21 protein-coding genes are annotated in these 25,576 nt (G+C 68.6%); 5 read left to right on the top strand and 16 right to left on the bottom strand.

The genetic code is table 11. The features are described from left to right. The first annotated feature begins 200 nt into the window (after positions 1–200). Positions 201–1,532, top strand: coding sequence for an Hsp70 family protein (locus KL771_RS24990; RefSeq protein ID WP_261971232.1), 1,332 nt, complete (start codon positions 201–203; stop codon positions 1,530–1,532). Positions 1,533–1,672: 140 nt separating this feature from the next. On the opposite strand, the gene KL771_RS24985 is transcribed toward KL771_RS24990, so the two are convergent. The 7 genes from KL771_RS24985 to KL771_RS24955 all read right to left on the bottom strand — a co-directional run bounded on the left by KL771_RS24985 (position 1,673) and on the right by KL771_RS24955 (position 9,548). Continuing rightward, positions 1,673–2,089 (bottom strand): F0F1 ATP synthase subunit epsilon, encoded by a 417-nt coding sequence (locus tag KL771_RS24985; protein WP_261971231.1) that lies wholly within the window; start codon positions 2,087–2,089, stop codon positions 1,673–1,675. A 172-nt stretch (positions 2,090–2,261) separates the two neighbouring features. Continuing rightward, complete coding sequence (atpD, locus tag KL771_RS24980; protein ID WP_261971230.1) at positions 2,262–3,701, bottom strand: F0F1 ATP synthase subunit beta; 1,440 nt, start codon at positions 3,699–3,701, stop codon at positions 2,262–2,264. A 62-nt stretch (positions 3,702–3,763) separates the two neighbouring features. Continuing rightward, on the bottom strand, positions 3,764–3,988 hold the full coding sequence (locus tag KL771_RS24975) for a hypothetical protein (RefSeq protein ID WP_261971229.1): 225 nt from the start codon (positions 3,986–3,988) through the stop codon (positions 3,764–3,766). A 54-nt stretch (positions 3,989–4,042) separates the two neighbouring features. Continuing rightward, the gene (locus KL771_RS24970) at positions 4,043–4,924 is read right to left on the bottom strand and encodes a F0F1 ATP synthase subunit gamma (protein WP_261971228.1); all 882 of its coding nucleotides are present in this window, start codon (positions 4,922–4,924) and stop codon (positions 4,043–4,045) included. A gap of 80 nt (positions 4,925–5,004) precedes the next feature. Beyond that, positions 5,005–6,534, bottom strand: a complete 1,530-nt coding sequence (gene atpA / locus KL771_RS24965) for a F0F1 ATP synthase subunit alpha (RefSeq protein WP_261971227.1) — start codon at positions 6,532–6,534, stop codon at positions 5,005–5,007. Continuing rightward, positions 6,534–7,094, bottom strand: coding sequence for a F0F1 ATP synthase subunit delta (locus tag KL771_RS24960; protein ID WP_054358694.1), 561 nt, complete (start codon positions 7,092–7,094; stop codon positions 6,534–6,536). Before KL771_RS24960 ends, atpA begins: the two co-directional genes overlap by 1 nt. A 240-nt stretch (positions 7,095–7,334) precedes the next feature. Continuing rightward, entirely contained in the window at positions 7,335–9,548 is a 2,214-nt protein-coding gene (locus KL771_RS24955) for a primosomal protein N' (protein WP_261971226.1), read from the bottom strand. A 101-nt stretch (positions 9,549–9,649) separates the two neighbouring features. Here KL771_RS24955 and KL771_RS24950 point away from each other — a divergent pair, with 101 nt between their 5' ends. The 3 genes from KL771_RS24950 to KL771_RS24940 all read left to right on the top strand — a co-directional run bounded on the left by KL771_RS24950 (position 9,650) and on the right by KL771_RS24940 (position 12,231). Further along, positions 9,650–10,591, top strand: a complete 942-nt coding sequence (locus tag KL771_RS24950) for a tyrosine recombinase XerC (RefSeq protein WP_261971225.1) — start codon at positions 9,650–9,652, stop codon at positions 10,589–10,591. An 8-nt stretch (positions 10,592–10,599) separates the two neighbouring features. After that, the gene (locus KL771_RS24945) at positions 10,600–11,619 is read left to right on the top strand and encodes a TraB/GumN family protein (RefSeq protein ID WP_261971224.1); all 1,020 of its coding nucleotides are present in this window, start codon (positions 10,600–10,602) and stop codon (positions 11,617–11,619) included. A 138-nt stretch (positions 11,620–11,757) separates the two neighbouring features. Beyond that, positions 11,758–12,231: a hypothetical protein gene (locus KL771_RS24940; protein WP_261971223.1), complete on the top strand. Its 474-nt coding sequence runs from the start codon at positions 11,758–11,760 to the stop codon at positions 12,229–12,231. 221 nt (positions 12,232–12,452) lie between these two features. Here the strand turns inward: KL771_RS24940 and lpdA are convergent, their stop codons facing one another. From lpdA to zapE, 9 genes are all read right to left on the bottom strand, one after another. After that, entirely contained in the window at positions 12,453–13,850 is a 1,398-nt protein-coding gene (gene lpdA / locus KL771_RS24935; protein ID WP_261971222.1) for a dihydrolipoyl dehydrogenase, read from the bottom strand. A 188-nt stretch (positions 13,851–14,038) separates the two neighbouring features. Next, on the bottom strand, positions 14,039–14,785 hold the full coding sequence (locus KL771_RS24930; RefSeq protein ID WP_261971221.1) for an SDR family oxidoreductase: 747 nt from the start codon (positions 14,783–14,785) through the stop codon (positions 14,039–14,041). Continuing rightward, complete coding sequence (locus KL771_RS24925; RefSeq protein WP_261971220.1) at positions 14,782–15,012, bottom strand: hypothetical protein; 231 nt, start codon at positions 15,010–15,012, stop codon at positions 14,782–14,784. Before KL771_RS24925 ends, KL771_RS24930 begins: the two co-directional genes overlap by 4 nt. Before the next feature lie 187 nt (positions 15,013–15,199). Then, a complete protein-coding gene (gene odhB / locus KL771_RS24920) occupies positions 15,200–16,432 on the bottom strand; it encodes a 2-oxoglutarate dehydrogenase complex dihydrolipoyllysine-residue succinyltransferase (protein WP_261971219.1) in 1,233 nt (410 codons plus the stop codon). Positions 16,433–16,496: 64 nt separating this feature from the next. Beyond that, positions 16,497–19,466, bottom strand: coding sequence for a 2-oxoglutarate dehydrogenase E1 component (locus KL771_RS24915; RefSeq protein ID WP_261971218.1), 2,970 nt, complete (start codon positions 19,464–19,466; stop codon positions 16,497–16,499). A 190-nt stretch (positions 19,467–19,656) separates the two neighbouring features. Continuing rightward, positions 19,657–20,535, bottom strand: coding sequence for a succinate--CoA ligase subunit alpha (sucD, locus tag KL771_RS24910; protein WP_261971217.1), 879 nt, complete (start codon positions 20,533–20,535; stop codon positions 19,657–19,659). A gap of 120 nt (positions 20,536–20,655) precedes the next feature. Then, a complete protein-coding gene (sucC, locus tag KL771_RS24905) occupies positions 20,656–21,849 on the bottom strand; it encodes an ADP-forming succinate--CoA ligase subunit beta (RefSeq protein WP_261971216.1) in 1,194 nt (397 codons plus the stop codon). A 136-nt stretch (positions 21,850–21,985) separates the two neighbouring features. Continuing rightward, a complete protein-coding gene (gene mdh / locus KL771_RS24900; protein ID WP_261971215.1) occupies positions 21,986–22,948 on the bottom strand; it encodes a malate dehydrogenase in 963 nt (320 codons plus the stop codon). 154 nt (positions 22,949–23,102) lie between these two features. Beyond that, positions 23,103–24,272 (bottom strand): cell division protein ZapE, encoded by a 1,170-nt coding sequence (gene zapE / locus KL771_RS24895; RefSeq protein WP_261971214.1) that lies wholly within the window; start codon positions 24,270–24,272, stop codon positions 23,103–23,105. A 253-nt stretch (positions 24,273–24,525) separates the two neighbouring features. On the opposite strand from zapE, the gene KL771_RS24890 reads away from it, so the two are divergent. Then, on the top strand, positions 24,526–25,473 hold the full coding sequence (locus KL771_RS24890) for a threonine/serine dehydratase (protein WP_261971213.1): 948 nt from the start codon (positions 24,526–24,528) through the stop codon (positions 25,471–25,473). The last annotated feature ends 103 nt before the right edge of the window (positions 25,474–25,576 follow it).

Genomic DNA, 25,576 nt, shown 5'->3' with positions numbered 1-25,576 from the left:
CGCCCGCGCCTTTCGGGTACCAGCCTTGCCGGCACAGCGGATCGTTGCGGGTGCTGCGCCGCCCAACGCCTGTGCCGTGCCGCCGATCCTGCGCGCAATGGCGGCCTCTTCGGCTTGTCAGGGCGCGGGGATGCCTTTATGCCGACCGCTCCGCGTTTGGCCGGTTCGACCGTCGGCCGGGAGAGGCTCGAGGCACCGGCATGTCGACCGTTCTGGGATTGGATTTCGGCACCACCAACACGGTCGGCGCCCTGCCGGACGGCGGCGCGCCGCTGCAGTTTCGGTTGGGCGGGGCCGCGAGCAGCGTGTTCCGCACCTCGCTCTGCTTCTGGCGCGACCGCACCGGGCGCGAGCACGCGACCCGGGCCGAGGCCGGCCCCTGGGCGATCGACATGCTCCTCAAGCTGCACGACGGCGGCCGCTTCTTTCAGTCGATCAAGACCCATGCGGCGAGCCCGAGCTTCCGCGGCACCAACATCTTCGGGCGCACGGCCACCTACGAAGACCTGATGCTGACCTTCCTGGAGCGCTATTTCGACAAGCTGGAGGATTTCGCGCCCGCGGACGTCACCTCCGTGGTCGTCGGCCGGCCCGTCGCCTATTCGGGCGCCACCGCCCAGGCGGCCGTCGCCGAAAGCCGCTACCGCGCCGCCTTCGCGGCGCTCGGCATCGCGGATGTCCATTTCGTCTTCGAGCCGGTCGCGGCGGCCTACTACTTCATCCAAAGGCTGCAGTCCGATGCGGTCGTGTTCGTCGCCGATCTCGGCGGCGGGACCTCGGATTTCACCCTGTTCCGCTTCGAGAAGACCGCCGGGGCGGTCGACATCCGCCCGCTCGGCGTGTCCGGCATCGGCATCGCGGGCGACAATTTCGACCAGCGCATCATCGCCAACCTGGTCGCGCCGGAGCTCGGCAAGGGCAGCCTCTACCGCTCCTTCGGCAAGGAGCTGGAGATTCCAGGCTCCTATTTCCTCGACATGTCGCGCTGGAACGCGCTGTCGCTGATGCGCAACGAGAAGACCATCTACGAACTCGAAAAGCTGCAGCGGGTCGCGGTCGAGCCGGACAAGCTCGGCCGCCTGATCGACTTCATCGAGATGGAACGCGCCTACGACCTCTACAAGGCGATCTCGGACCTGAAGACCGAGCTCTCGCGCCAGGAGATCGCGCCGCTGCAGGTCGATCTCGGCGACATGCGGCTCTCCAAGGACGTCCGCCGAAGCGATTTCGAGGGCTGGATCGAGCCCGATCTGGAGCGCATCGCGGCCGCGGCCGACGAGGTGCTGACCGGCGCCGGCCTGGCGCCGGAGGCCGTCACCAAGGTCTTCCTGACCGGCGGCACCTCGCAGATCCCCGCCGTCCGGCAACTGTTTGCGGACAAGTTCCGCCATGTCGCGATCGAGACCGGCGACGAACTGGTCTCGATCGCGCGCGGCCTCGCCCTGATCGGCAAGAGCCCCGAGCTGGAGACCTGGTGCGTGCGCGAAGACGGCGTGGTGCAAGGCGCGCCGGCCCGCCGGATCGTCGGGTGAGGGGAGGGGCGGTCGGGTGATCGCCATCCGGCGGACAGGGCAGGGGACGATCGCCCGCGTCGAACGCTACCGGTCGCCGCACAACGAAAAGGGCCCCGGCAACAGCCGGAGCCCTTAAAATCTCGGTCAGACAGGATCGATCAGTGCGCGGCGGGGGCGCCGAGGGCAGCCTGGACTTCGCGCAGCTGGTCGAGCTTCTCCTGGGCGACGCGCTTCTTCTCGTCGCTGCCGGCGTCGGCCACGTCCTCTTCCGCGTTCTTGATCTCGCGGGCGATCTGGTCGGCCTTCAGGTCCTGCACCGGCACGGCCATCTCGGCCAGCACGGTCAAGCCGGCCGGCGAGGCATCGGCGAAGCCGCCGCGCACGAAGATGCGGCTGACGGTGCCGGACTGGCCGGTCACCTCGATGACGCCGGGGCGCATCGTGGTCATGAAGGGCGCATGGCCCTTGAGCATGGTGAACTGACCCTCGGAGCCGGGCACGACGACCTGGGCGACCTCTTCGGAGACGAGCAGGCGCTCGGGGGAGACCAGTTCGAACTTGAAGGCTTCAGCCATGGCGGGCCTCGACAGCGGGGTTCCGGGGCGGGAGCGGCCTTTTCGGCCGATCCGGAGGGGGGATCACGGCGCGGATGGCGCGCGAGACCCGCGACCCTCAGGGAATGGGCCGGAGCGTGCTCCGGCCCGGATCAGTCCAGCGGCCCCGCGGTGGGGCCGCTCGTCAAGCCGATCAGGCCGCCGAGGCGGCGAGGCGCTTGGCCTTCTCGACGGCTTCGTCGATCGAGCCGACCATGTAGAAGGCGGCCTCGGGCAGGTGGTCGTAGTCGCCGTTGCACAGGCCCTTGAACCCGGCAATGGTGTCCTTCAGGGCGACGAGCTTGCCGGGCGAACCGGTGAAGACTTCGGCGACGTGGAAGGGCTGCGACAGGAAGCGCTCGATCTTGCGGGCGCGGGCGACGGCGATCTTGTCCTCTTCGGACAGCTCGTCCATGCCCAGGATCGCGATGATGTCCTGGAGCGCCTTGTAGCGCTGCAGAATCGCCTGCACCTGACGGGCGACGCCGTAATGCTCCTCGCCGACGACGATCGGCGACAGCATGCGCGAGGTCGAGTCGAGCGGATCGACGGCCGGGTAGATGCCCTTCTCGGCGATCGAGCGCGACAGCACGGTCGTGGCGTCGAGATGGGCGAAGGAGGCGGCCGGGGCCGGGTCGGTCAGGTCGTCGGCGGGCACGTAGATGGCCTGCACCGAGGTGATCGAACCCTTGGTGGTGGTGGTGATGCGCTCCTGCAGGGCGCCCATCTCGGTGGCGAGCGTCGGCTGATAGCCGACCGCCGACGGGATGCGGCCGAGCAGCGCCGACACTTCCGAACCCGCCTGGGTGAAGCGGAAGATGTTGTCGACGAAGAACAGCACGTCCTGGCCGCGGTCGCGGAATTCCTCGGCGACGGTCAGGCCCGAGAGCGCGATGCGGGCGCGGGCGCCCGGCGGCTCGTTCATCTGGCCGTAGACCAGCGCGCACTTGGAACCGGCGGCGGAACCGCCATGCTCCTTCGGGTCGACGTTGACCTTGGACTCGATCATCTCGTGGTAGAGGTCGTTGCCCTCGCGGGTGCGCTCACCCACGCCGGCGAAGACCGAGAAGCCGCCATGCGCCTTCGCGACGTTGTTGATCAGTTCCATGATCAGAACGGTCTTGCCGACGCCGGCGCCGCCGAACAGGCCGATCTTGCCGCCCTTGGCGTAGGGCGCCAGCAGGTCGACGACCTTGATGCCGGTGACCAGGATCTCGGCTTCCGTCGACTGCTCGACATATTCCGGGGCGGTCGCGTGGATCGGGCGCTTGGTCTCGTGGACGATCGGGCCGAGTTCGTCGACCGGCTCGCCGATGACGTTCATGATGCGGCCGAGGGTGCCGTCGCCGACCGGAACCTGGATCGCGTTGCCGGTGTCGAACACCTCCTGGCCGCGGGCGAGGCCCTCGGTCGAGTCCATGGCGATGGTGCGGACCGTGTTCTCGCCGAGATGCTGGGCCACTTCGAGCACCAGCCGCGCACCGCGGTTGTCCGTCTCCAGCGAGTTCAGGATTGCCGGCAGGTGGTCGTCGAACTGCACGTCGACGACGGCGCCCATTACCTGTCGAACCCGACCGATCTTCTTGTCAGCCATCGTGTCATGTCCTCGTGAGTTCTCGAAACCGCCAGGGGCGACCGAGGGGTATTCTGTTCCGATCAGGCGTCGACCAGGTCGAGCCTGCGTTCGATGCGTCCGATCCGTTCGTCCAGGCGGTCAAGTCGCTGGCTGATGCCGCCCATCATGGCCAGGGTCTGGCCCTGATGGAGCTCCAGCGACGATACCCGAGACTTCAGGTCGGATAGGTCCAATTCCATCCGCTCCTGCGAGGCGCGGATCCGCTTCAGCATCTCGATCACGATGTGGTCCGGCTGCTCGGCCATGCCATGCCTCCATCCGCTCGTGATCACAATCAAACCCGGGGCGCCGGGTTCCGTCTAGACGGCTTCGGCGCCCGAGATGATCTCGATGAGTTCCTTGGTGATCTGCGCCTGACGGGTCCGGTTGTAGTTGGTCGTCAGCTTCTTGATCATCTCGCCGGCATTGCGGGTCGCGCTGTCCATGGCGGACATGCGCGCGCCCTGCTCGGAGGCGGCGTTCTCGAGGAGCGCCTTGAACACCTGGACCGCAACGTTGCGCGGCAACAGATCGCCCAGGATCTCCTCCTCGCTCGGCTCGACCTCGTAGATCGCGCCGCCCGCGGCGGCCGGTGCCGCATCGGTCGGGATCTCGGCCGGGATCAGGCGCTGCGCGGTCGGGATCTGCAGGATCACCGAACGGAACTGCGAGAAGAACAGCGTCGCCACATCGAATTCGCCGGCGCTGTACAGATCCAGCACCTTGCGGGCGACCATCTGGGCCTCGCCGAAGCCGATCTGGCGGATGCCCTTCAGTTCGACGACTTCGATGATCTTGTCGCCGAACAGACGCTTGAGGGATTCAGCCCCCTTGCGGCCGACGCACAGGATCTTGACCGTCTTGCCGGAGGCGATGAGCCGGTTGGCATGGTCGCGGGCCAGACGGGCGATCGACGAGTTGAAGGCGCCGCAAAGACCGCGCTCGGCGGTGCAGACCACCAGCAGATGCACGTCCGACTTGCCGTTGCCGGCGAGCAGGGCGGGCGCATCCGGCTTGCCCTCGAAGGCCTGGCCGAGATTGGCGAGCACGGTGCTCATGCGCTCGGCATAGGGACGCGCGGCCTCGGCCGCCATCTGGGCGCGGCGCAGCTTCGCTGCCGCGACCATCTGCATGGCCTTGGTGATCTTCTGCGTCGCCTTGACCGAGGCGATACGGTTGCGGAGTGACTTCAGGCTCGGCATCGGGCCGTCTCGGCTCCCTCAAGGGCGTTGCGGACGATGCCGACGGCTTATCCAGCCGACGGCGTCGTCCCAACGGGGCATCAGGCGAAGGACTTGGCGAAAGCCTCGACGACGCTCTTCAGCTTGGCGCCGAATTCGTCGGTGAGTTCCTTCTTGTCCCGGATGCCGTTCAGAAGAGCGGCGTGCTCGGAGCGCAGCAGGCGCAGCAGGCCGTCCTCGAAGGCGCGGACGCGCGACACCGGCAGGGTATCGAGATAGCCGTTGACGCCGGCATAGATCACGCAGACCTGCTCTTCCGTCTTCAGCGGCGAGAACTGCGGCTGCTTCAGGAGTTCGGTCAGGCGGGCGCCGCGGTTCAGGAGCTTCTGCGTCACCGCATCGAGGTCCGAACCGAACTGGGCGAAGGCGGCCATCTCGCGATACTGGGCGAGCTCGCCCTTGATCTTGCCGGCAACCTGCTTCATCGCCTTGATCTGGGCCGAGGAGCCGACGCGCGAGACCGAGAGGCCGACGTTCACCGCCGGGCGGACGCCCTGGTAGAACAGGTCGGTCTCGAGGAAGATCTGGCCGTCGGTGATCGAGATGACGTTGGTCGGGATATAGGCCGACACGTCGTTCGCCTGCGTCTCGATGACCGGGAGAGCGGTCAGCGAGCCGAGGCCGTTCTCCTTGTTGAGCTTCGCGGCGCGCTCGAGAAGGCGCGAATGCAGGTAGAACACGTCGCCCGGATAGGCTTCGCGGCCCGGCGGGCGGCGCAGCAGCAGCGACATCTGGCGGTAGGCGACGGCCTGCTTGGACAGGTCGTCATAGATGATGACCGCATGCATGCCGTTGTCGCGGAAATATTCGCCCATCGCGCAGCCCGCGAAGGGGGCGATGAACTGCATCGGCGCCGGGTCCGAGGCAGTCGCGGCGACGACGATCGAATATTCCAGCGCGCCCTGCTCTTCGAGCACCTTGACGAACTGGGCGACGGTGGAGCGCTTCTGACCCACGGCGACGTAGACGCAATAGAGCTTGGCGCTCTCGTCCGTGCCCTGGTTGAGCGGCTTCTGGTTCAGGATCGTGTCGAGCGCGATCGCGGTCTTGCCGGTCTGGCGGTCGCCGATGATCAGCTCGCGCTGGCCGCGGCCGATCGGGATCAGCGCGTCGATGGCCTTCAGGCCGGTCGACATCGGCTCGTGCACCGATTTGCGCGGGATGATGCCCGGCGCCTTCACGTCGACGCGGCGGCGCTCGACGAACTCGATCGGACCCTTGCCGTCGATCGGATTGCCGAGACCGTCGACCACGCGGCCGAGCAGGCCCTTGCCGACCGGAACGTCCACGATCGCGCCGGTGCGCTTGACCGTGTCGCCTTCCTTGATGTCACGGTCCGTGCCGAAGATGACGATGCCGACATTGTCGACTTCGAGGTTCAGCGCCATGCCGCGGACGCCGTTGGCGAACTCGACCATCTCGCCGGCCTGGACCTTGTCGAGGCCGTAGACGCGCGCGATGCCGTCGCCGACGGAGAGAACCTGACCGACCTCAGAAACTTCGGCTTCCTGGCCGAAGTTCTTGATCTGCTCCTTCAGGATTGCGGAAATTTCCGCCGCCCGGATATCCATCAGCGGACCTCTTTCAGTGCGACCTTGAGGGAAGTGAGTTTCGTCTTGAGCGAGGTGTCGATCATCCGGCTGCCGACCTTCACGATCAGGCCACCGATGAGCGACGGATCCACAGACGATACGAGCTTGACTTGGCGACCGCCGGTGGCGCCCGCGAGGGCATCCTTCAGCGCGGCGACCTGATCGTCGGAGAGCGGCTCCGCCGACACGACGGAGGCGGTCGCCTCGCCGCGATGGGCGGCGACCAGAGCACGATAGCCGGCAATCATGTCGGGAATGGCGAACAGCCGGCGATTCTGCGCGGCCAGCCGGATCAGGTTGGCGGCGAGACCGCCGATCCCGGCCCGCGCGAGCACGGCCGAGATGGCACGGATCTGCTCTTCGGCCGCGAAGACGGGGCTCATCACGAGCCGCTTCAGATCGGCACTTTCCTTGACCAGACCCTCGAAGGCGTCGAGGTCGGCCGCGACCTGATCCACGGCGCCCGCATCGAGCGCCAGGTCGAACAGGGCGCCGGCATAACGCTGCGCGACGCCGGTAACGATCGTTGACTCAGTCAAGGGCGAAGACCCCCACGCCAATTCGGACGGGCAAAGGTTAACCGCCTCCGCACGCCCTTGATTCTGTTCGGCTTTTTGCTCGGGCGTCCTGCGCAGTAAGGATGCGCCACCCGAAGCCGGGGGTGTCCTAGCATATGGGTATGACCCACGCAACATGATGCGTTGCGACATTTCCGAAAGTCTAAGGTCAGTTTCGGTGGCGGTTTACCGCCATTGCGGCGGTGCACTGCCGGGACGGGGCTACAGGAAGCTCTGCGGGTCGATGTCCACCTGGATCTTGATGCCGCCCTTGCCCCAGCGACGGCCCTGCAGCCATTGGGCGAGATAGCCCTGCAGGTCGGCCTGTCGGGGCGCGATCACCAGGAATCGCAGACGGTGGCGGCCGCGCATGACCGCGATCGGGGCCTCGGCCGGGCCGAGCACGCGGATCGCGTCGGCGGGCGGGATCGCGCCGGCGAGGTCGCGCGCGGCGGCCAGCGCCGGCTCGCGCTCGTCGGCGGAGACGATCACGGCGGCGAGCCGGCTGAAGGGCGGCATGAAGGCGCGGCGGCGCTCGTCGATCTCGGCGGTATAGAATCGCTCGCGGTCGCCGGCGATGATCGCCTTCATGACCGGATGGTCGGGCGCATGAGTCTGCAGGAAGCCGCGCGCTTCGCCACCGGCCCGGCCGGCGCGGCCGGTCACCTGCTGCAGGAGTTGGAAGGTCTTCTCGGCCGCGCGCGGATCGCCATGAGCGAGGCCGAGATCGGCGTCGACCACGCCGACGACGGTCATCTTCGGGAAGTTGTGCCCCTTGGCGACCAGCTGGGTGCCGATGACCAGGTCGAACTCGCCCTTGGCGATGGCGCCCAATTCGTCCTTCAGCCGCTTCGTGCCCCCGGGCATGTCCGAGGACAGCACCAGCCGCCGGGCCTCGGGAAACAGCGCGGCGGCCTCTTCGGCGACGCGCTCGACGCCGGGGCCGCAGGCGGTCAGGCTGTCCAGGTCGCCGCAGGACGGGCAGGCATCCGGCCGGCGCTCGGTATGGCCGCAATGGTGGCAGGCGAGCACGCCGCGAAAGCGGTGCTCGACCAGCCAGGTCGAGCAGTTCGGGCATTCGAAGCGATGGCCGCAACTGCGGCAGAGCGTCAGCGGTGCGTAGCCCCGGCGGTTCAGGAACAGGAGCGCCTGCTCGCCGCGCCCGATCGCCTCGTCGATCGCCGTCTGCAGGCGCGGCGCGATCGCCCGGCCGCGCGGCAGGGTCTTCTGGCGCAGGTCGATGGCCGAGATCTCGGGCAGCCGTGCGCCGCCGACACGCGACGGGAGGACGAGGCGGCGATAGCGGCCCTGGTCGGCATTGACCCGGCTCTCGATCGAGGGCGTCGCCGAGGCGAGCACGACGGGGAAGCCGCCGAGCCGGCCGCGCACCACCGCCATGTCGCGGGCGTGATAGACGACGCCCTCGTCCTGCTTGTAGGCGCCGTCATGCTCCTCGTCGACGACGATCAGGCCGAGATCGCGAAAGGGCAGGAACAGGGCCGAGCGGGCGCCGATCACGCAGCGCACCTCGCCGGTGGCGACCCCGCGCCAGGTGCGCGCGCGCGCCTTGGCCGACACGTCGGAATGCCATTCCTCCGGCTTGGCGCCGAACCGGGCCGCGAAGCGGTCGGTGAACTCGGCCGTCAGGGCAATCTCGGGCAGCAGCACCAGCGCCTGCCGTCCGGCCTTCACGGCGGCCGCAATGGCCTCGAAATAGACCTCCGTCTTGCCCGAGCCGGTGACGCCGTCGATCAGCACCACCTTGAAGCCGCCCTCGGCGACGGTCGCGGTCAGGTCCTCGGCCGCCGCCTGCTGGTCGTCGGTGAGGGCGAGGCGGCCGTAGTCGGGTTCGGGAATGTCGGCCGGTCGGCCGGCGCGCAGTTCGACCGTCTCCAGCGTGCCGCAGTCGATCAACCCATCGACCACCGACACCGAGACGCCGGCCTGGGCGGCAAGGCCGAGGCGCGACCAGGCGAGCCCGTCGACCAGGGCCTCCAGGACGCGCCGCCTCGCCGGCGTCAGCCGTTCCGGCGGGGCGCCGACGAGGCGGACGCCGCGGATCGGCGCCTCCGGCTCGAGCGCCTCGGGCGACCGCAGCACCATGCGCAGCACCATGCCGCGCGGCATCATGTAGTAGCGCGACACCCAATCGACGAAGCGGCGGATGGTCTCGCCGAGCGGCGGCGCGTCGTGGACGGCGGCGATCGGCTTCAGCCGGTTATGGCCGACGGTCTCCCCGCCGGGTTCGTCGTCCCAGACCACGCCGGTCACCTCGCGGGTGCCGAGCGGCACCTGCACGATGGTGCCCGGCTGCACCGTCACCCCGCGCGGCACCCGGTACGAGTAGGCGTGGTCGAGCGCCACCGGCACGACCACCGGCACCACGTCCCGGGGGGACGCGGCGGGGCTGTCGAACAGGAGGTCGGTCTGGGCCATGGGGGTGTGTCGATGGGATGGTTCGATTCGGGGGGGCCGGCGGCAGGCAGGGACGATAGTCGCTAATCGGCTGTTCATCACGCCTCGATCAGGATGGCGGCATGACGGCCGAATCGCCCCTCCTGATCGCGGCACCCGATCTTGCCGCCGCCGCAGCCGACTGGCAGCGCCATCTCGGCGCCGAGCGGCGTGCCTCGCCGAAGACGCTGGAGGCCTATGATCGCGACCTCCGGCAGTTCCTGTCCTTCCTGACGCTGCATCTCGGCGAGCCGCCGCGCATCGCGTCCCTGTCCGAGCTCCGGCCGGCCGACATCCGCGCCTTCCTGGCGCGCCGGCGCGGCGAGGGCATCGAGGCGCGCAGCCTCGGCCGGTCGCTCGCCGGCATCCGGTCCTTCATCCGCTTCCTGGAGCGCCGCGGCGAGGCCAATGCGGCCCCGTTCGCGGCCGTTCGGGCGCCCAAGGCGCGCAAGTCCCTGCCCAAGCCGGTCGAGGCGGGCCAGGCCCTGCGGCTGGTCGATGCCGGCGAGAGCCTGGCCGAGGAGCCCTGGGTGGCCGCCCGTGACGCCGCGGTGATGAGCCTCCTCTACGGCGCCGGCCTGCGCATCTCGGAGGCGCTGGGGCTGACCCGCGCCGAGGCGCCGCTCGCCGCCGACGTGCTGCGCGTCACCGGCAAGGGCGGCAAGACGCGGATCGTGCCGATCCTGCCGGCGATCCGGGCCGGCCTCGCCGACTATCTCCGGCTCTGCCCCTACGCCCTGCCGCCGGACGGGCCGCTCTTCGTCGGGGTGCGCGGCGGTCCCCTGTCGCCCCGCATCGTGCAACTGGCCATCGAGCGGCTGCGCGGTGCGCTCGGCCTGCCCGACAGCGCGACCCCGCATGCTCTGCGCCATTCCTTCGCGACCCATCTGCTGTCCGCCGGCGCCGATCTCCGCTCGATCCAGGAACTGCTCGGTCACGCCTCGCTTTCGACCACGCAGGTCTATACCGGTGTCGATGCGACCCGCCTGATCGAGGTCTACCGCCGCACGCATCCGCGCGCCTGAGGTTCGACATGTCCCAGAATGCCGTCCGCCTGTTCCCCGTCGTCTTCGCGGCCCTGCTGGCCTTCGGTGGCACATCGGCCCGGGCCGAGACGCCGGTCTGTGCCGGCACCGATCTGCGCCCCGCCATCGCCGCGGACGAACCGGAGCGCTGGCGGGCGATCGAGGCCCGGGCGGCCGGGATCGAGAACGGCGATGCGGTCTTCTGGAAGATCGAAGGCAAGGCCTCCAAGACGCCGTCCTGGCTGCTCGGCACGATCCACCTGTCCGATCCGCGCGTGACCGATCTGAAGCCGGCCGTCCGCAAGGCGCTCGACGGGGCGCGGGTGGTGGCCCTGGAGAATACCTCGGTGCTCGATCCGAAATCCGCCGGCACCGCCTATGCGGAAGGGATCGATTCGATGCTTTTCACCGACGGACGCAGCCTGCCGGGCGTGCTCGGGCCGGAGACCTGGGCGGCGACCGCCAAGGCCTTCGAGGCGCGCGGGCTGCCGGGCTGGGCCGTGGCCGGCTGGAAGCCCTGGGTCGTGGTGTTCGGAGCGCTGCTCTACCCGCCGTGCGAGTTGAAGCGCTGGCAGGCGGGCCAGGACATGCTGGACATCGCGATCGGCAAGGCCGGACGGGCGCGCAAAGTCCCCGTGCTCGACCTCGAAACGGTCAAGGACCAGTTCTCGTCCATCGACCAGATGAGCGAGGCCGAGCAAATCGCCCTGTTGAAGTCGATCCTGTCGATCGACGCCCGATCGGTCGACTATCAGGAGACGTCGGTGCGCTTCTATGCGGCCGGTCGCATCGACCTGCTCTGGGCCTTCTCGATCGACATCTTCGCGCGCACCGGCGCCGACAAGACCGCGGCGAGCGTGATGGAGAACGCCTCCTTCCGCCGCAACGCCAAGATGCTGGAGGCGGCAAGGCCGCTGATCGACCAGGGCGGCGCCTTCCTGGCGGTCGGTGCGCTGCATCTGATCGGCGAGAAGGGCCTGGTCCGCCTGCTGCGCGAAGCGGGCTACAAGGTCACCGCCGTCCGCTGAACCGCGCACACCGGATGAATGCCGGCTGAACGGGCGTTTCCGGCCCGGTTCACCAGCCTCGCTCCAGTCTCCCCGCCATGCTTTCGGAACGACCCGGACGTTTGTCCGGTGCGGGTCCGGCGAGAGCGGGAGAGACCGATGACGAGGCCTGCGACGAACGTCGTCGCGCTCTGGACCGCCGCGTTCGTGCTGGCCGGTTCCGGCGGCGCGATCCCGTCATGGGCGGCCGGGCCGGCCTGCGACGAATGGGGCTATGCCGGGTCCTGGCTGAACAGCGAGGCCGTTGAGGGCAGCGACGTGATCGCGGCCGAAATCCGCGTCGACTGCCGCCGCCCCGTTCCGCGCGGCGAGGGGCCGAAGGTGCAGATCGCCCTGACGGTTCGCTGCCTGCACTACGAATGCGTCTGGCGGCCGGTTTCCGGCCAATGGGGCGAAGCCGGCGAAGGCGGCACGCCGACCCTCGCCGCCGTGATCGACGAGGAACGCGTCGAACGCCGCATCCTGGTCGAGGCTCCCGAACGCGGCAGCCTGCGCATGACCGTCACCACCCGATTCCGCACCGTGCCCCTCGAACCCCGCCGGGTCACCTACCGCCTGAAACGGCAGAAGTGAGGGCCGGAAATTTTTCGCGTTTCCGCGGCATCGACCCCCTCATCCGGCCTTCGGCCACCTTCTCCCCCCTTGAGGGGAGAAGGGGACAACGGGTTGAGAGATCGAGGAAAGCCGCGCAAGTCGCCGCGCCCGCGGCTCCTTCCCCTTCGCCCCCTGAAGGGGGGAGAAGGTGCCCGAAGGGCGGATGAAGGGGGTGGATCGGCAGGCGTTCGGGGAGCCGGTCACATGTGGATGGCGCGCTTGTCGACCGCCATGGCGGCCTCCTTGACGGCTTCCGACATGGTCGGGTGGGCGTGGCAGGTGCGGGCGAGGTCTTCGGCGGAGCCGCCGAACTCCATCAGCACGGCGGCCTCGTGGATAATCTCGCCGGCGCCGGCGCCGAGGATGTGGACGCCGAGGACGCGGTCGGTCGCGGCGTCGGCGAGGATCTTCACGAAGCCGTCGGTCTGGCGGTTGGCCTTGGCGCGGCCGTTGGCGGTGAAGGGGAACTTGCCGACCCGGTAGGCGATGCCGGCGGCCTTCAGGTCCTCTTCGGACTTACCGACGGTCGCCACCTCCGGCATGGTGTAGACCACGCCCGGGATCACGTCGTAGTTCACGTGGCCGGCCTGGCCGGCGAGCATCTCGGCCAGCGCGACGCCCTCGTCCTCGGCCTTGTGGGCCAGCATCGGCCCGCGCACCACGTCGCCGATGGCGTAGATGCCCGGAACGTTGGTGCGGAAATGGTCGTCGATCACCACGCGGCCGCGCGGGTCCTTGGCGACGCCGACCTCGTCGAGGCCGAGCCCGGCGGTGAACGGCACGCGGCCGATGGCGACCAGCACCACGTCGGCCTCGATCGTCTCCGCGGCGCCGCCAGCGGCCGGCTCGACCGTCGCCGTCAGGCCGGCTTCGGTCTTCGCGATGCCGGTCACCTTGGTGCCGAGCTTGAAGGCGAAGCCCTGCTTCTCCAGGATGCGCTGGAAGGCCTTGGCGACCTCCGTGTCCATGCCGGGCAGGATGCGGTCGAGATACTCGACCACCGTCACCTTGGACCCCAGTCGGCGCCAGACCGAGCCGAGTTCGAGCCCGATCACGCCCGCGCCGACCACGATCAGCCGCGCCGGAACGGCGTCGAGTTCGAGCGCGCCGGTCGAGGACACCACCTGGCGCTCGTCGATCTCGATGCCCGGCAGCCGGGCCACATCCGAGCCCGTGGCGATCACGATCGCCTTGGTGTCGATCACCTGCACGGCGCCGTCGGCCGCGGTCACCTCGACCTGGGCGGGCGACAGGATGCGGCCGGTGCCGTGGATCGGCGTGATCTTGTTCTTCTTCATGAGGAAGTCGATGCCGGTGACGTTCGACGTCACGGTGTCGGCGCGGTGCTTCATCATGGTCGGCAGGTCGAGTTCGGCGGTCGCCTTGATGCCGAGGGCGGCGAAGCCGTGGCGGGCCTCGTCGAACAGTTCGGAGGCGTGCAGCAGCGCCTTGGACGGGATGCAGCCGACATTCAGGCAGGTGCCGCCATGGGTCTTGCGCTTCTCGACCACCGCCACCTTCATGCCGAGCTGTGCGGCGCGGATGGCGCAGACATAGCCGCCGGGGCCGGTTCCGATGACGACGAGATCGTACAACATGGCGTTCGGTGCTTTCCTGGCTGCCGGCCGGACCGGTCGACCGTGCCGACCGGTTCAGCCGATGATGCCGGCCCGGCCGGTGCCGGACCGCGATGGGGTTGCGGCCTTATAGCGCAGGAATGGCCCCGGACGCACTCGGCTTTGGTATAGGTGCCGACCGTTTCGGGGATCCTGCCGGCCGCAGCGGCTCAGCGTCCGCCCGAGACCGTGACCACCGAGGCGGTGGTGTAGCTGCTCTCGTCCGAGATCAGCCATAGGATGGCGTTGGCGCATTCCTCGGCGGTGCCTTCGCGCTTCATCGGGATGGACTCGCGCAGCTGTGCGACCCGGTCTGGGATGCCGCCGGAGGCGTGGATGTCGGTGTCTATCAGGCCGGGCCGGATGGCGTTGACGCGCACGCCCTCCGCGGCCACCTCGCGGCCGAGGCCGAGGGTGAACACGTCGATGGCGCCCTTGGCGGCGGCATAGTGGACATACTGGCCGGGCGAGCCGAGCGTGGCGGCGGCCGAGCTCAGGTTGACGATCGCCCCGCCCTTGCCGCCATGGCGGGTCGACATGCGCTTCAGCGCCTCGCGCGCGGCGACGATCGAGCCGATCACGTTGATCCGCAGCATCCGCTCCAGACGCTCGACGCTGATCTCCTCCACGCGCGCCGGCAGGTCGACCACGCCGGCATTGTTGACGAGGCCGACCAGGGTGCCGTGCCGATCGGCTTCCGCGAACAGGGCGAGCGTGTCGGCCTCCGAGCCGATGTCGCTCTTCACTGCGACGGCCTTGCCGCCGGCCGCCTCGACGGCCGCGACCAGCGAGCGGGCTGCGCCCTCGTCGCTGACATAGGAGAACACGACATCGTAGCCGCGCGCGGCGGCGAGCAGCACGGTGGCGCGGCCGATGCCGCGGCTGCCGCCGGTGACGATGAGGACGCCCTTGCTCATGGTCTGGTCTCCGATCCCTGGGCCGCGTCGCGGCGTTTCTTGGGCACGATGGCCTTGATGACGAAATGGATGCCTGCCGTGAGCGCCGTCGCCGCCAGGCCGAAGGCGATCAGGCCGGTGTCGGCCGGGATATGGCCGCGCCATGCGAGCGACCCGGCCGCCGCGGCGACGCCGGACCCGGTCATGACCAGCACCAGGCCGACCAGGAACAGGGGACGAAGGCGCATCGGGCGGATCTCCTGGCGGGCGACATGACGGTGCTGCGCGTCGGATCGGGAAATCCCCGCCGCCGGCACGCGACGGGCCGGAACGCAAACGGCATCCGGCCCGACCGGACAGGATGCCGCCACAAGCTTTGTCACGGCGCAAGCCCGGCGGAGCGCAGGGCTGCTCCGACCGCGCCCGTGCGTGGCGTCAGATGTCCATGACCAGGCGCTGCGGGTCCTCGATCATCTCCTTGACGCGCACCAGGAAGGTGACGGCTTCCTTGCCGTCGATGATGCGGTGGTCGTAGGAGAGGGCGAGATACATCATCGGGCGGATGACGATCTGGCCGTTGCGCACCACCGGACGGTCCTCGATGCGATGCATGCCGAGGATCGCCGACTGCGGCGCGTTCAGGATCGGGGTCGACATCAGCGAGCCGTAGACGCCGCCGTTGGAGATGGTGAAGGTGCCACCCATCATCTCGTCGATCTTGAGCTGGCCGTCGCGGGCGCGGCGGCCGAACTCGCCGATCGTCTTCTCGACGCCGGCGATCGACAGCCGGTCGGCATCGCGCACGACCGGAACGACGAGGCCCTTGTCGGAGCCGACCGCCACGCCGATGTGGTAGTAGTTCTTGTAAATGATGTCCTGTCCGTCGATCTCGCCGTTGACGGCCGGGATCTCCTTCAGTGCGGCCACGCAGGCCTTGACGAAGAAGCCCATGAAGCCGACGCGCACGCCGTGCTTCTTCTCGAACAGGTCCTTGTACTGATTGCGGATGGCCATCAGGGCCGACATGTCGACGTCGTTGAACGTCGTCAGCATGGCGGCGGTATTCTGGGCGTCCTTCAGGCGGCGCGCGATGGTCTGGCGCAGCTTGGTCATCTTGACGCGCTCTTCGCGCACCGAATCGTCGGCCTGCGGGGTCGGGCGCGGCGCCGGCGGGGCGGCCGGGGCCACGGCGACCGGGGCGGGCGCCGGCTTGGGGGCCGTGGCGGCGGCGATCACGTCCTCCTTGAGGACCTGGCCGCGCTTGCCGGAGCCTTCCGCGACGCTGACGCCGGTCTCGGCCATCATCTTGGCGGCCGACGGCGCGGGCGGCATCCCGCCGGCCGGAGCGGCCGCGGTGGCCACGGGTGCCGGGGCGGCAGCCGCCGGGGCAGGGGCCGGCGCGGCGGCGGGGGCCGATGCGGTGGCGGCGGCGCCGGCCGCGATGGTGCCGAGCAGCGCGGCGACGCCGACCGTCTCGCCTTCCTTGGCGACGATCGATTCGAGCACGCCGGCGGCCGGGGCGGGAACCTCGACCGTGACCTTGTCGGTCTCCAGCTCGACCAGCGGCTCGTCCGCCTTCACGGCCTCGCCGGGCTTCTTGAACCACTTGGCGACGGTGGCCTCGGTGACGGATTCCCCGAGCGTCGGAACCTTGATTTCGGTGGCCATGGTGAGGGTCTCTTGCCTTCTTGGGTCATCGGGCGACCCGGGGTCGCCCGACGCTGGAGGAGGATCAATCGCCGAGGGCGTCGTTCATGAACGCCTGCAGCTGCGCGACGTGCTTGGACATCAGGCCGGTCGCCGTGGCGGCCGAGGCGGCGCGGCCGGTATAGCGCGGCCGCCGGGTCTTGGCGTCGATCTGGGCCAGGATCCATTCGAGATAGGGCTCGATGAAGAACCAAGAACCCATGTTCTTGGGTTCTTCCTGGCACCACACGATTTCGGCATGACGGAAGCGGGTCAACTCCTTGACCAGCGCCTTGAGCGGTACCGGATAGAGCTGCTCGACGCGCATCAGGTAGATGTCGTCGATGCCGCGCTTCTCGCGCTCCTCGAGCAGGTCGTAATAGACCTTGCCGGTGCAGAGCACGACGCGCCGGATCTGCTGATCGGGCTTCAGCCGGGTCGCGGTCAGTTCCGGGTTGGTCTCGGCGTGGTCGAACAGCACCCGGTGGAACGACGAACCGTCGGCCAGATCGGACAGCTTGGAGACGCACTTCTTGTGACGCAGCAGCGACTTCGGCGTCATCAGGATGAGCGGCTTGCGGAACTCGCGATGCAGCTGCCGGCGCAGGACGTGGAAGTAGTTGGCCGGCGTCGAGGCGTAGACCACCTGCATGTTGTCTTCCGCGCACATCTGCAGGAAGCGCTCCAGGCGGGCGGAGGAATGCTCCGGCCCCTGGCCTTCGTAGCCGTGCGGCAGCAGGCAGACGAGGCCCGACATGCGCAGCCACTTGCGCTCGCCGGAGGACAGGAACTGGTCGAACACGACCTGGGCACCGTTGGCGAAGTCGCCGAACTGGGCTTCCCATAGGGTCAGCGCGTCGGGCTCGGCCAGGGTGTAGCCGTATTCGAAGCCGAGCACGGCCTCTTCCGAGAGCATCGAGTTGATGACCTCGTAGCGGGCCTGGCCCGGCGCCAGGTTGTTGAGCGGGATGTAGCGGGCCTCGGTCTCCTGATCGTAGAGCACCGTGTGACGCTGGCTGAAGGTGCCGCGCTCGCAATCCTGCCCGGACAGGCGGATCGGATGGCCCTCGTCGATCAGGGTCGCAAAGGCCAGCGCCTCGGCGGTCGCCCAGTCGATACCCTCGCCGGTCTCCATCATGGTGCGGCGGTTGTCGAGGAAGCGGCCGATCGTCTTGTGGACGTTGAAGCCCTTCGGCACCTCGGTCAGCTTGAGGCCGAGCGACTTCAGCTTGTCGGTGGGCAGGCCGGTCTTGCCGCGGCGCGCCTCGTCCGGATCGCCGCCGGCCGACTTCAGGCCCGCCCAGCGGCCGTCGAGCCAGTCCGCCTTGTTGGGCTTGTAGCTCTGGCCGGCCTCGTGCTCGTTGTTGAGGTGCTTGCGCCAGTCGGCGATCCACTCCTCGACCTCGCCGCGCGTGACCACGCCCTCGGCGACCAGCTTCTCGGAATAGATCTGCACCGAGGTCGGATGGTTGCGGATCTTCCGGTACATGATCGGCTGGGTGAAGCCGGGCTCGTCGCCTTCGTTATGGCCGAAGCGCCGGTAGCAGATCATGTCGATCACGACCGGCTTGTGGAACTTCTGCCGGAACTCGGTCGCCACCTTGGCGGCGAAGGTCACCGCTTCCGGATCGTCGCCGTTCACGTGGAAGATCGGCGCCTCGATCATCTTCGCCACGTCGGACGGGTAGGGCGAGGAGCGCGAGAAGCGCGGATTGGTGGTGAAGCCGATCTGGTTGTTGATGATGAAATGGATCGAGCCGGCGGTGCGGTGGCCGCGCAGGCCGGACAGGCCGAGACATTCGGCGACCACACCCTGGCCGGCGAAGGCGGCGTCGCCATGGATCAGGAGCGGCAGCACGCGGGCGCGCTGCTCGAGCGGCACGACCTCGCTGCGCGGCTTGTCGGCGAGCTGGTCCTGCTTGGCGCGCGCCTTGCCGAGCACGACCGGATCGACGATCTCAAGGTGCGACGGGTTGGCGGTCAGCGACAGGTGGACCCGGTTGTTGTCGAACTCGCGGTCCGAGGACGCGCCAAGATGGTACTTGACGTCGCCGGAGCCTTCGACCTCGTCGGGAGCGGCCGAACCGCCCTTGAACTCGTGGAAGATGATCCGGTGCGGCTTGCCCATCACCTGGGCGAGCACGTTGAGCCGGCCGCGATGGGCCATGCCGAGCACGATCTCGCTGACGCCGAGATTGCCGCCGCGCTTGATGATCTGTTCGAGCGCCGGCACGAGCGCCTCGCCGCCGTCGAGGCCGAAGCGCTTGGTGCCGGTATACTTCACGTCGATGAACTTCTCGAAGCCCTCGGCCTCGATCAGCTTGCGCAGGATGGCGCGCTTGCCCTCGCGGGTGAAGGCGATCTGCTTGTCCGGCCCCTCGATGCGCGCCTGGATCCAGCTCTTCTCGGCCGGATCGGAGATGTGCATGAACTCGACGCCGAGCGTCTGGCAGTAGGTGCGGCGCAGGATCGCGATCATCTCGCGCACGGTCGCGAATTCGAGGCCGAGCACGTTGTCGATGAAGATCTTGCGATCGAGGTCGCGCTCGGTGAAGCCGTAGCTGGCCGGATGCAACTCCTCGTGGTCCTTCTCGGGGGCGAGGCCGAGCGGGTCGAGATCGGCATGCAGGTGGCCGCGCATGCGGTAGGCGCGGATCATCATGATGGCGCGGACGGAGTCGCGCGCAGCAGCCTGCAACTGCTCCTGCGTGATCTCGGTGCCCTTGGCCTTCGCCTTGATCTTGTCGCCGGCCTGCTTTTCCAGCCAGCCCCAGTCGCTGTCGAGCGCGGAGACCAGTTCGCCGTTGGCCGGCCGCGGCCAGTCGCTGCGCTCCCAGCTGGCGCCGCGCGCGTTCTTCAGGACGGTCTGCTTCTCGTCCTTGACCTCTTCGAAGAAGTCGCGCCAGCCGGCATCGACGGAGGCCGGATCCTGTTCGTAGCGGGCGTGCAGCTCCTCGATATAGGCGGCATTGCCGCCCGACAGGAACTGGAGCGCGGAATTGGCCGGTTCACCCATATCCGTCCCGGAGCCCTCGGCTCCGCCTCTCTTGGCTTGCCGGGCGCGGCTGGCCGCCGCGGCCTCTTCGGACCGGCCGTCGAAATTTCGGCTCCGACGGCCGTCATCCCCTTATCTAGTGGGCCGAAGCCCGGATTGCGCCTCACGGTGCCGCGAGGTCCGCCTCACGGTGCCGCGAGGCGTCGTCGTCTCACTTGCCGGCGAGGACCGCCGCGAGCGTCTGGCCGAGCTTGGCCGGCGACGGTGACACGCGGATGCCGGCGGCCTCCATGGCCTTGATCTTGTCGTTGGCGCCGCCCTTGCCGCCCGAGATGATCGCGCCGGCATGACCCATGCGACGACCGGGAGGGGCCGCGACGCCGGCGATGAAGCCGACCATCGGCTTCTTGACGGCATGGCCGGCGATGAACTCCGCCGCCTCTTCCTCGGCCGAGCCGCCGATCTCGCCGATCATGATGATCGACTGGGTCTCGGGATCGTTCAGGAACATGTCGAGCACGTCGATGAACTCGGTGCCCTTGACTGGGTCGCCGCCGATGCCGACCGCCGTCGTCTGGCCGAGGCCGACATCGGTCGTCTGCTTGACGGCCTCATAGGTCAGCGTGCCGGAGCGCGAGACGATGCCGACCGAGCCCTTCTGGAAGATGTGGCCCGGCATGATGCCGATCTTGCACTCGTTGGGCGTCAGCACGCCGGGGCAGTTCGGCCCGATCAGGCGCGAGCGCGAGCCCTTCAGTGCCTTGCCGACGCGCACCATGTCGAGCACCGGGATGCCCTCGGTGATGCATACGATCAGCTCGATCTCGGCGTCGATCGCCTCCAGGATCGCGTCGGCCGCGAAGGGCGGCGGCACGTAGATGGCCGAGGCGGTGGCGCCGGTGGCGGCCTTGGCCTCGCCGACCGTGTCGTAGACCGGCAGGCCGATATGGGTCGAGCCGCCCTTGCCCGGGGTCACGCCGCCGACCACCTTGGTGCCGTAGGCGATCGCCTGCTCGCTATGGAAGGTCCCCTGGGCTCCCGTGAAGCCTTGGGTGATGACCTTGGTGTTCTTGTTGACCAGTACGGACATGGCTTCGAAGCTCCAGGCGAACCCGCCAGCTGTCAGGAAGGAATACGAAGGTAAATGGGCTATCCGCCTTCAGGCGGCGGCCGTGCTGGGAGGCGGCGAGCGCCTCCCGCGCGAGCATGTTCAGCCCTTCACCGCCGCGACGATCTTCTGCGCGGCGTCGTCGAGGTCGTCGGCGGCGATCACGTTGAGACCGGATTCGCGGATGATCTGCTTGCCGAGTTCGACATTGGTGCCTTCAAGGCGCACCACCAGCGGAACCTGCAGGCCGACCGCCTTCACCGCCGCCAGCACGCCGCGCGCGATGATGTCGCACTTCATGATGCCGCCGAAGATGTTGACCAGGATGCCCTTCACCTGCGGGTCGGCGGTGATGATCTTGAAGGCCGCGGTGACCTTCTCCTCCGAGGCACCGCCGCCCACGTCGAGGAAGTTGGCCGGGCTCTCGCCATAGAGCTGGATGATGTCGAGCGTCGCCATGGCGAGGCCGGCGCCGTTGACCATGCAGCCGATCGTGCCATCGAGGGCGATATAGGACAGGTCGTACTTGGACGCCTCGATCTCCTTCGGGTCCTCTTCGGTCTCGTCGCGCAGGGCGACGATCTCGGGATGCCGGAAGAGGGCGTTGGAATCGAAGTTCACCTTGGCGTCGAGGACGCGCAGGTTGCCGTCCTTGGTGACGATCAGCGGGTTGATCTCGAGCAGGCTCATGTCCTTCTCGACGAAGGCCCGGTAGAGATCGCCGACCAGCTTGACGCACTGCTTGATCTGCGCGCCTTCGAGCTTCAGCGCATAGGCGACGTTGCGGCCGACATAGGGCTGGTAGCCGGCGGCGGGGTCGACCCGGAAGGTGTGGATCTTCTCGGGCGTGTCGTGGGCGACCGCCTCGATGTCCATGCCGCCCTCGGTGGAGACCACGAAGGCGACCTTGCCGGTCGCGCGGTCGACCAGGATCGACAGATAGAGCTCGCGGGCGATATCGGAGCCGTCCTCGATATAGAGGCGGTTGACGACCTTGCCGGCGGCGCCGGTCTGCAGGGTCACCAGCGTGTTGCCGAGCATGTCCTTGGCGTGGGCCGCGACCTCCTCGACCGACTTGGCGAGCCGGACACCGCCCTTGGCGTCGGCGGGCAGTTCCTTGAACTTACCCTTGCCGCGGCCGCCGGCGTGGATCTGGCTCTTGACGACATAGAGCGGACCCGGCAGCGCCTTCGCGCCCGCCACGGCCTCGTCGACCGTGAAGGCGGGAACGCCGGCCGAAACCGGAACCCCGTAGTCCTTGAGGACCGCCTTGGCTTGATACTCGTGGATATTCATGGGTCCCTGGCCTCGTCGGGTCGGCCGATGTCATGGCATCGGCGCGAAGGGTCGAAAGGATGCTGCGGGAAGAAACGGGTCTGGCTACCCGGCGGCAGGAGAGCCGCCGCCGGATCGGCCTTGCGGCCGGGCCCGATCAGGCGAGCGCCGGCTGGATCTGCTTGCAGGCTTCGATCAGGCCGTTCACCGAGGCGAGCGACTTGGCGAACATCGCCTTCTCGGCGTCGTTGAAGGCGACCTCGACGATCTTCTCGACGCCGTTGGCGCCGATCAGGCAGGGCACGCCGACATAGGTGCTGTCGACGCCATACTGGCCGGTCAGATAGGCGGCGCAGGGCAGGATGCGCTTCTGGTCCTTGAGGTAGCTCTCGGCCATCGCGATGGCGGAGCTGGCCGGGGCGTAGAAGGCCGAGCCGGTCTTCAGCAGCGCGACGATCTCGCCGCCGCCCTTGCGGGTGCGTTCCACGATCGCGTCGAGCTTTTCCTGGGTCAGCCAGCCCATCGTGACCAGGTCGGGCAGCGGCACGCCGCCGACGGTCGAATGACGGACCAGCGGCACCATGTCGTCGCCGTGGCCGCCGAGCGTCATGGCGTGGACATCGCGCACCGACACGCCGAGCGCCTCGGCGAGGAAGTAGCGGAAGCGGGCCGAGTCTAGCACGCCGGCCATGCCGACGACCTTGCTGGCCGGCAGGCCCGAGAACTTCTGCAGCGCCCAGACCATCGCGTCGAGCGGGTTGGTGATGCAGATCACGAAGGCGTCGGGGGCATGCTGCTTGATGCCGGCGCCGACCGCTTCCATGACCTTGAGGTTGATGCCGAGCAGGTCGTCGCGGCTCATGCCGGGCTTGCGCGGCACGCCGGCGGTGACGATCACCACGTCGGCCCCGGCGATCGCTTCGTAGGAGGAGGCACCGGCCAGCTTGGCGTCGAAGCCCTCGACCGGCGAGGATTCTGCCAGGTCGAGCGCCTTGCCCTGCGGCACGCCGTCGACGATGTCGAACAGAACGATGTCGCCGAGCTCCTTCAGGCCGGCAAGATGAGCGAGCGTTCCGCCGATCTGGCCTGCGCCGATCAGGGCGATCTTGTTACGCGCCATGCGACTATCCTTTGCGTCGAGGGGTGGTGGCTGCGACATCCTGTCCGCGGGTCGCAATACTCCGAACCGCACCGGGGTGCAAGTCGAACGAACGAATGATGCGGCCGTGCAGCATGTCCGTAAAAGGACTGGCATGCCAATAGTTTGGGCAAGTTCATCGCGACGACTGAGACGGATTTTGCGGCAGCGCAAGATATTCGGCCGACCTCATCTCCATGAGCCGCGAAACCGTGCGCCGGAACTCGAAGGCTTCGGTTCCCTCGCCGCCGCGATAGAGCCCCTGAGGCTCGGCCGCGGCGGTCAGGACCAGACGGATATGGTTGTCGTAAAGTGCGTCGACCAGATGAATGAAGCGCTTGGCCTCGTTGCGCTTCTCCGGCCCGAGCAGGGGCACGCCCTCGAGCATCACGGTATGGTACTGCCCGGCGATCTTCAGATAGTCGGCGGCGGCGAGCGGGCGCTCGCAAAGATCCGCGAAGGAGAAGCGGGCGATGCCGCCGACTGCGCGCGGGATGGCGATCTTGCGCCCGCGGAAATCGATCGAGGCCATCTCGCCGACCGCGCCGCCGGTCAGCCGGTTCCAGATCGCATCGATCGCCTGGACCGCCTCCGGCCCGAGCGGCGCGAAATAGACCCGGCCGATATCCTCCTTCTCGGAGCGGAAATCGGTGCGGCTGTCGAGCTCCAGCACAGTCATGTTGGCCTTCAGGAGGTCGATGAAGGGCAGGAACAGCGGCCGGTTCAGCCCCTCCCAATAGAGCCGGTCGGGCTCGACATTGGAGGTCGCCACCACGCAGGTGCCGGCCTCCCAGAGCCGGGCGAAGAGACGGCCGAGGATCATGGCATCGGCGATGTCGGTGACGACGAACTCGTCGAAGCACAGCAGCCGCGCCTCCTTGGCGATGTCGGCGGCGACCGGGGCGATCGGGTCGTCGCCCTTGATCTCGCCCTTCAGGATCGCCTGCCGGGCGGCATGGATGCGGTCCTGGACCTCGCTCATGAAGGCGTGGAAATGCGCCCGGCGCTTGCGGCTGACCTGGGCGCGCTCGAAGAACAGGTCCATCAGCATGGTCTTGCCGCGGCCGACCTTGCCCCAGACATAGAGCCCGCGCACCGATTTCTGGTTCGCCTGCATCCGGCGGCCGAAGATCCAGCCGAGCGCCGAGCCCTTGGAGGCCGGGGCCGCGGTGCCGAGTTCGTCGGCCAGACGGTCGAGCCGGTTGACGAGGTCGACCTGGGCCGGATCGCGGCCGATCGCGCCGGTCGCCACGAGATGCTCGTAGCGTTCGGTCACGGTGCGCATGGCCGGCATGGCTTCGCCCATCTGAGCCCGTCCCCTGTTGCGGCGCAGCAACGCCATACCGTGCCGCCGCCGGGGCGACAAGTCAGCCGTCGGGATGACGGTCCTGCGGCGGATGGGCAGGCCTGCGTCGGCAGGCCCGCGCCTGCCGGCTTCGATCCTTTTGTTTCAGCAGAGTTTTTATCCCAAAGTCGGGGGGCTGTTTCTGTGAAACCCTGCTGAGTCTTGGCGCGCACGGCGCACTCCTGTAGGACCGTCGGCACAGTGGGGAGACCTCATGGCCGAAGTTCTGAATGCCGCCGCGATCGAGACCGCCTATCGGCGCATCGCACCGCATGTCCGCCACACGCCCGTGATGACCGTCGAAGGCGCTGCCTTCGGGGTCGCCGAGCCGATCCACCTGAAGCTCGAACTGCTCCAGCATGCCGGCTCGTTCAAGCCGCGCGGCGCGTTCAACAATCTGCTGGCGCGCACGATTCCGGCCTCCGGCGTGACCGCCGCCTCGGGCGGCAATCACGGCGCCGCAGTCGCCTATGCGGCGGCCTGCCTGGGCGTGAAGGCGCGCATCTTCGTGCCGGTCATCTCCAGCCCCGTGAAGGTCGCCCGCATCCGCGACTACGGCGCCGACGTGGTCATCGAGGGTGAGCGCTATGCCGACGCGCAGGTGCTGTCGGAGGCCTATGCGGCGGAGAGCGGCGCGCTGATGGTGCATCCCTTCGACAGCCCGTTCACGGTCGCCGGACAGGGCACGGTCGGTCTCGAATGGGAGCGCGACATGCCGGATCTCGACACCGTGCTGGTCGCGGCTGGCGGCGGTGGCCTCGTCGCCGGCATCGCGCTCTGGTACGGCGGGCGCGTCAAGGTGGTGGCGGTCGAACCGCAGGGGTCGCGCGCCCTCCATGCCGCCCTGGAAGCCGGTGCTCCCGTCGACGTGCCGGTCGATTCCATCGCCGCTGACAGCCTAGGCGCACGCCGGGTCGGTGAGATCGTGCACATGATCGCGCGCGAGCATGTCGCCGACGCCGTGCTGGTCGGCGACAACGCCATCGAGGAGACGCAGCGCCGGCTGTGGCGCCGGCTCGGCATCGCCGCGGAACCGGGCGGGGCGGCGGCGCTCTCCGCGATCGTCTCCGGCGCCTATCGCCCGGCCTCCGGTGAGCGCGTCGGCGTCCTGGTCTGCGGCGCCAATGTCGACCTCGCCAAACTCGCCGTCACCGCCGGGTAGCCGGGGGGCGGTCGGTCCCAGATCTTCCGGCCGCATCCCCGGACAAGGCCCGAAGGGCCGCCGATCCGGGGCCTACTCGCTCCGCAACGGCATCCAGATCGTC

It is taken from the genome of Prosthecodimorpha staleyi (genome assembly GCF_018729455.1).
Classification (GTDB): domain Bacteria; phylum Pseudomonadota; class Alphaproteobacteria; order Rhizobiales; family Ancalomicrobiaceae; genus Prosthecodimorpha; species Prosthecodimorpha staleyi.
Note: the sequence above shows the minus strand (reverse complement) of the source record. Positions and strands in the feature narration are given on the sequence as shown.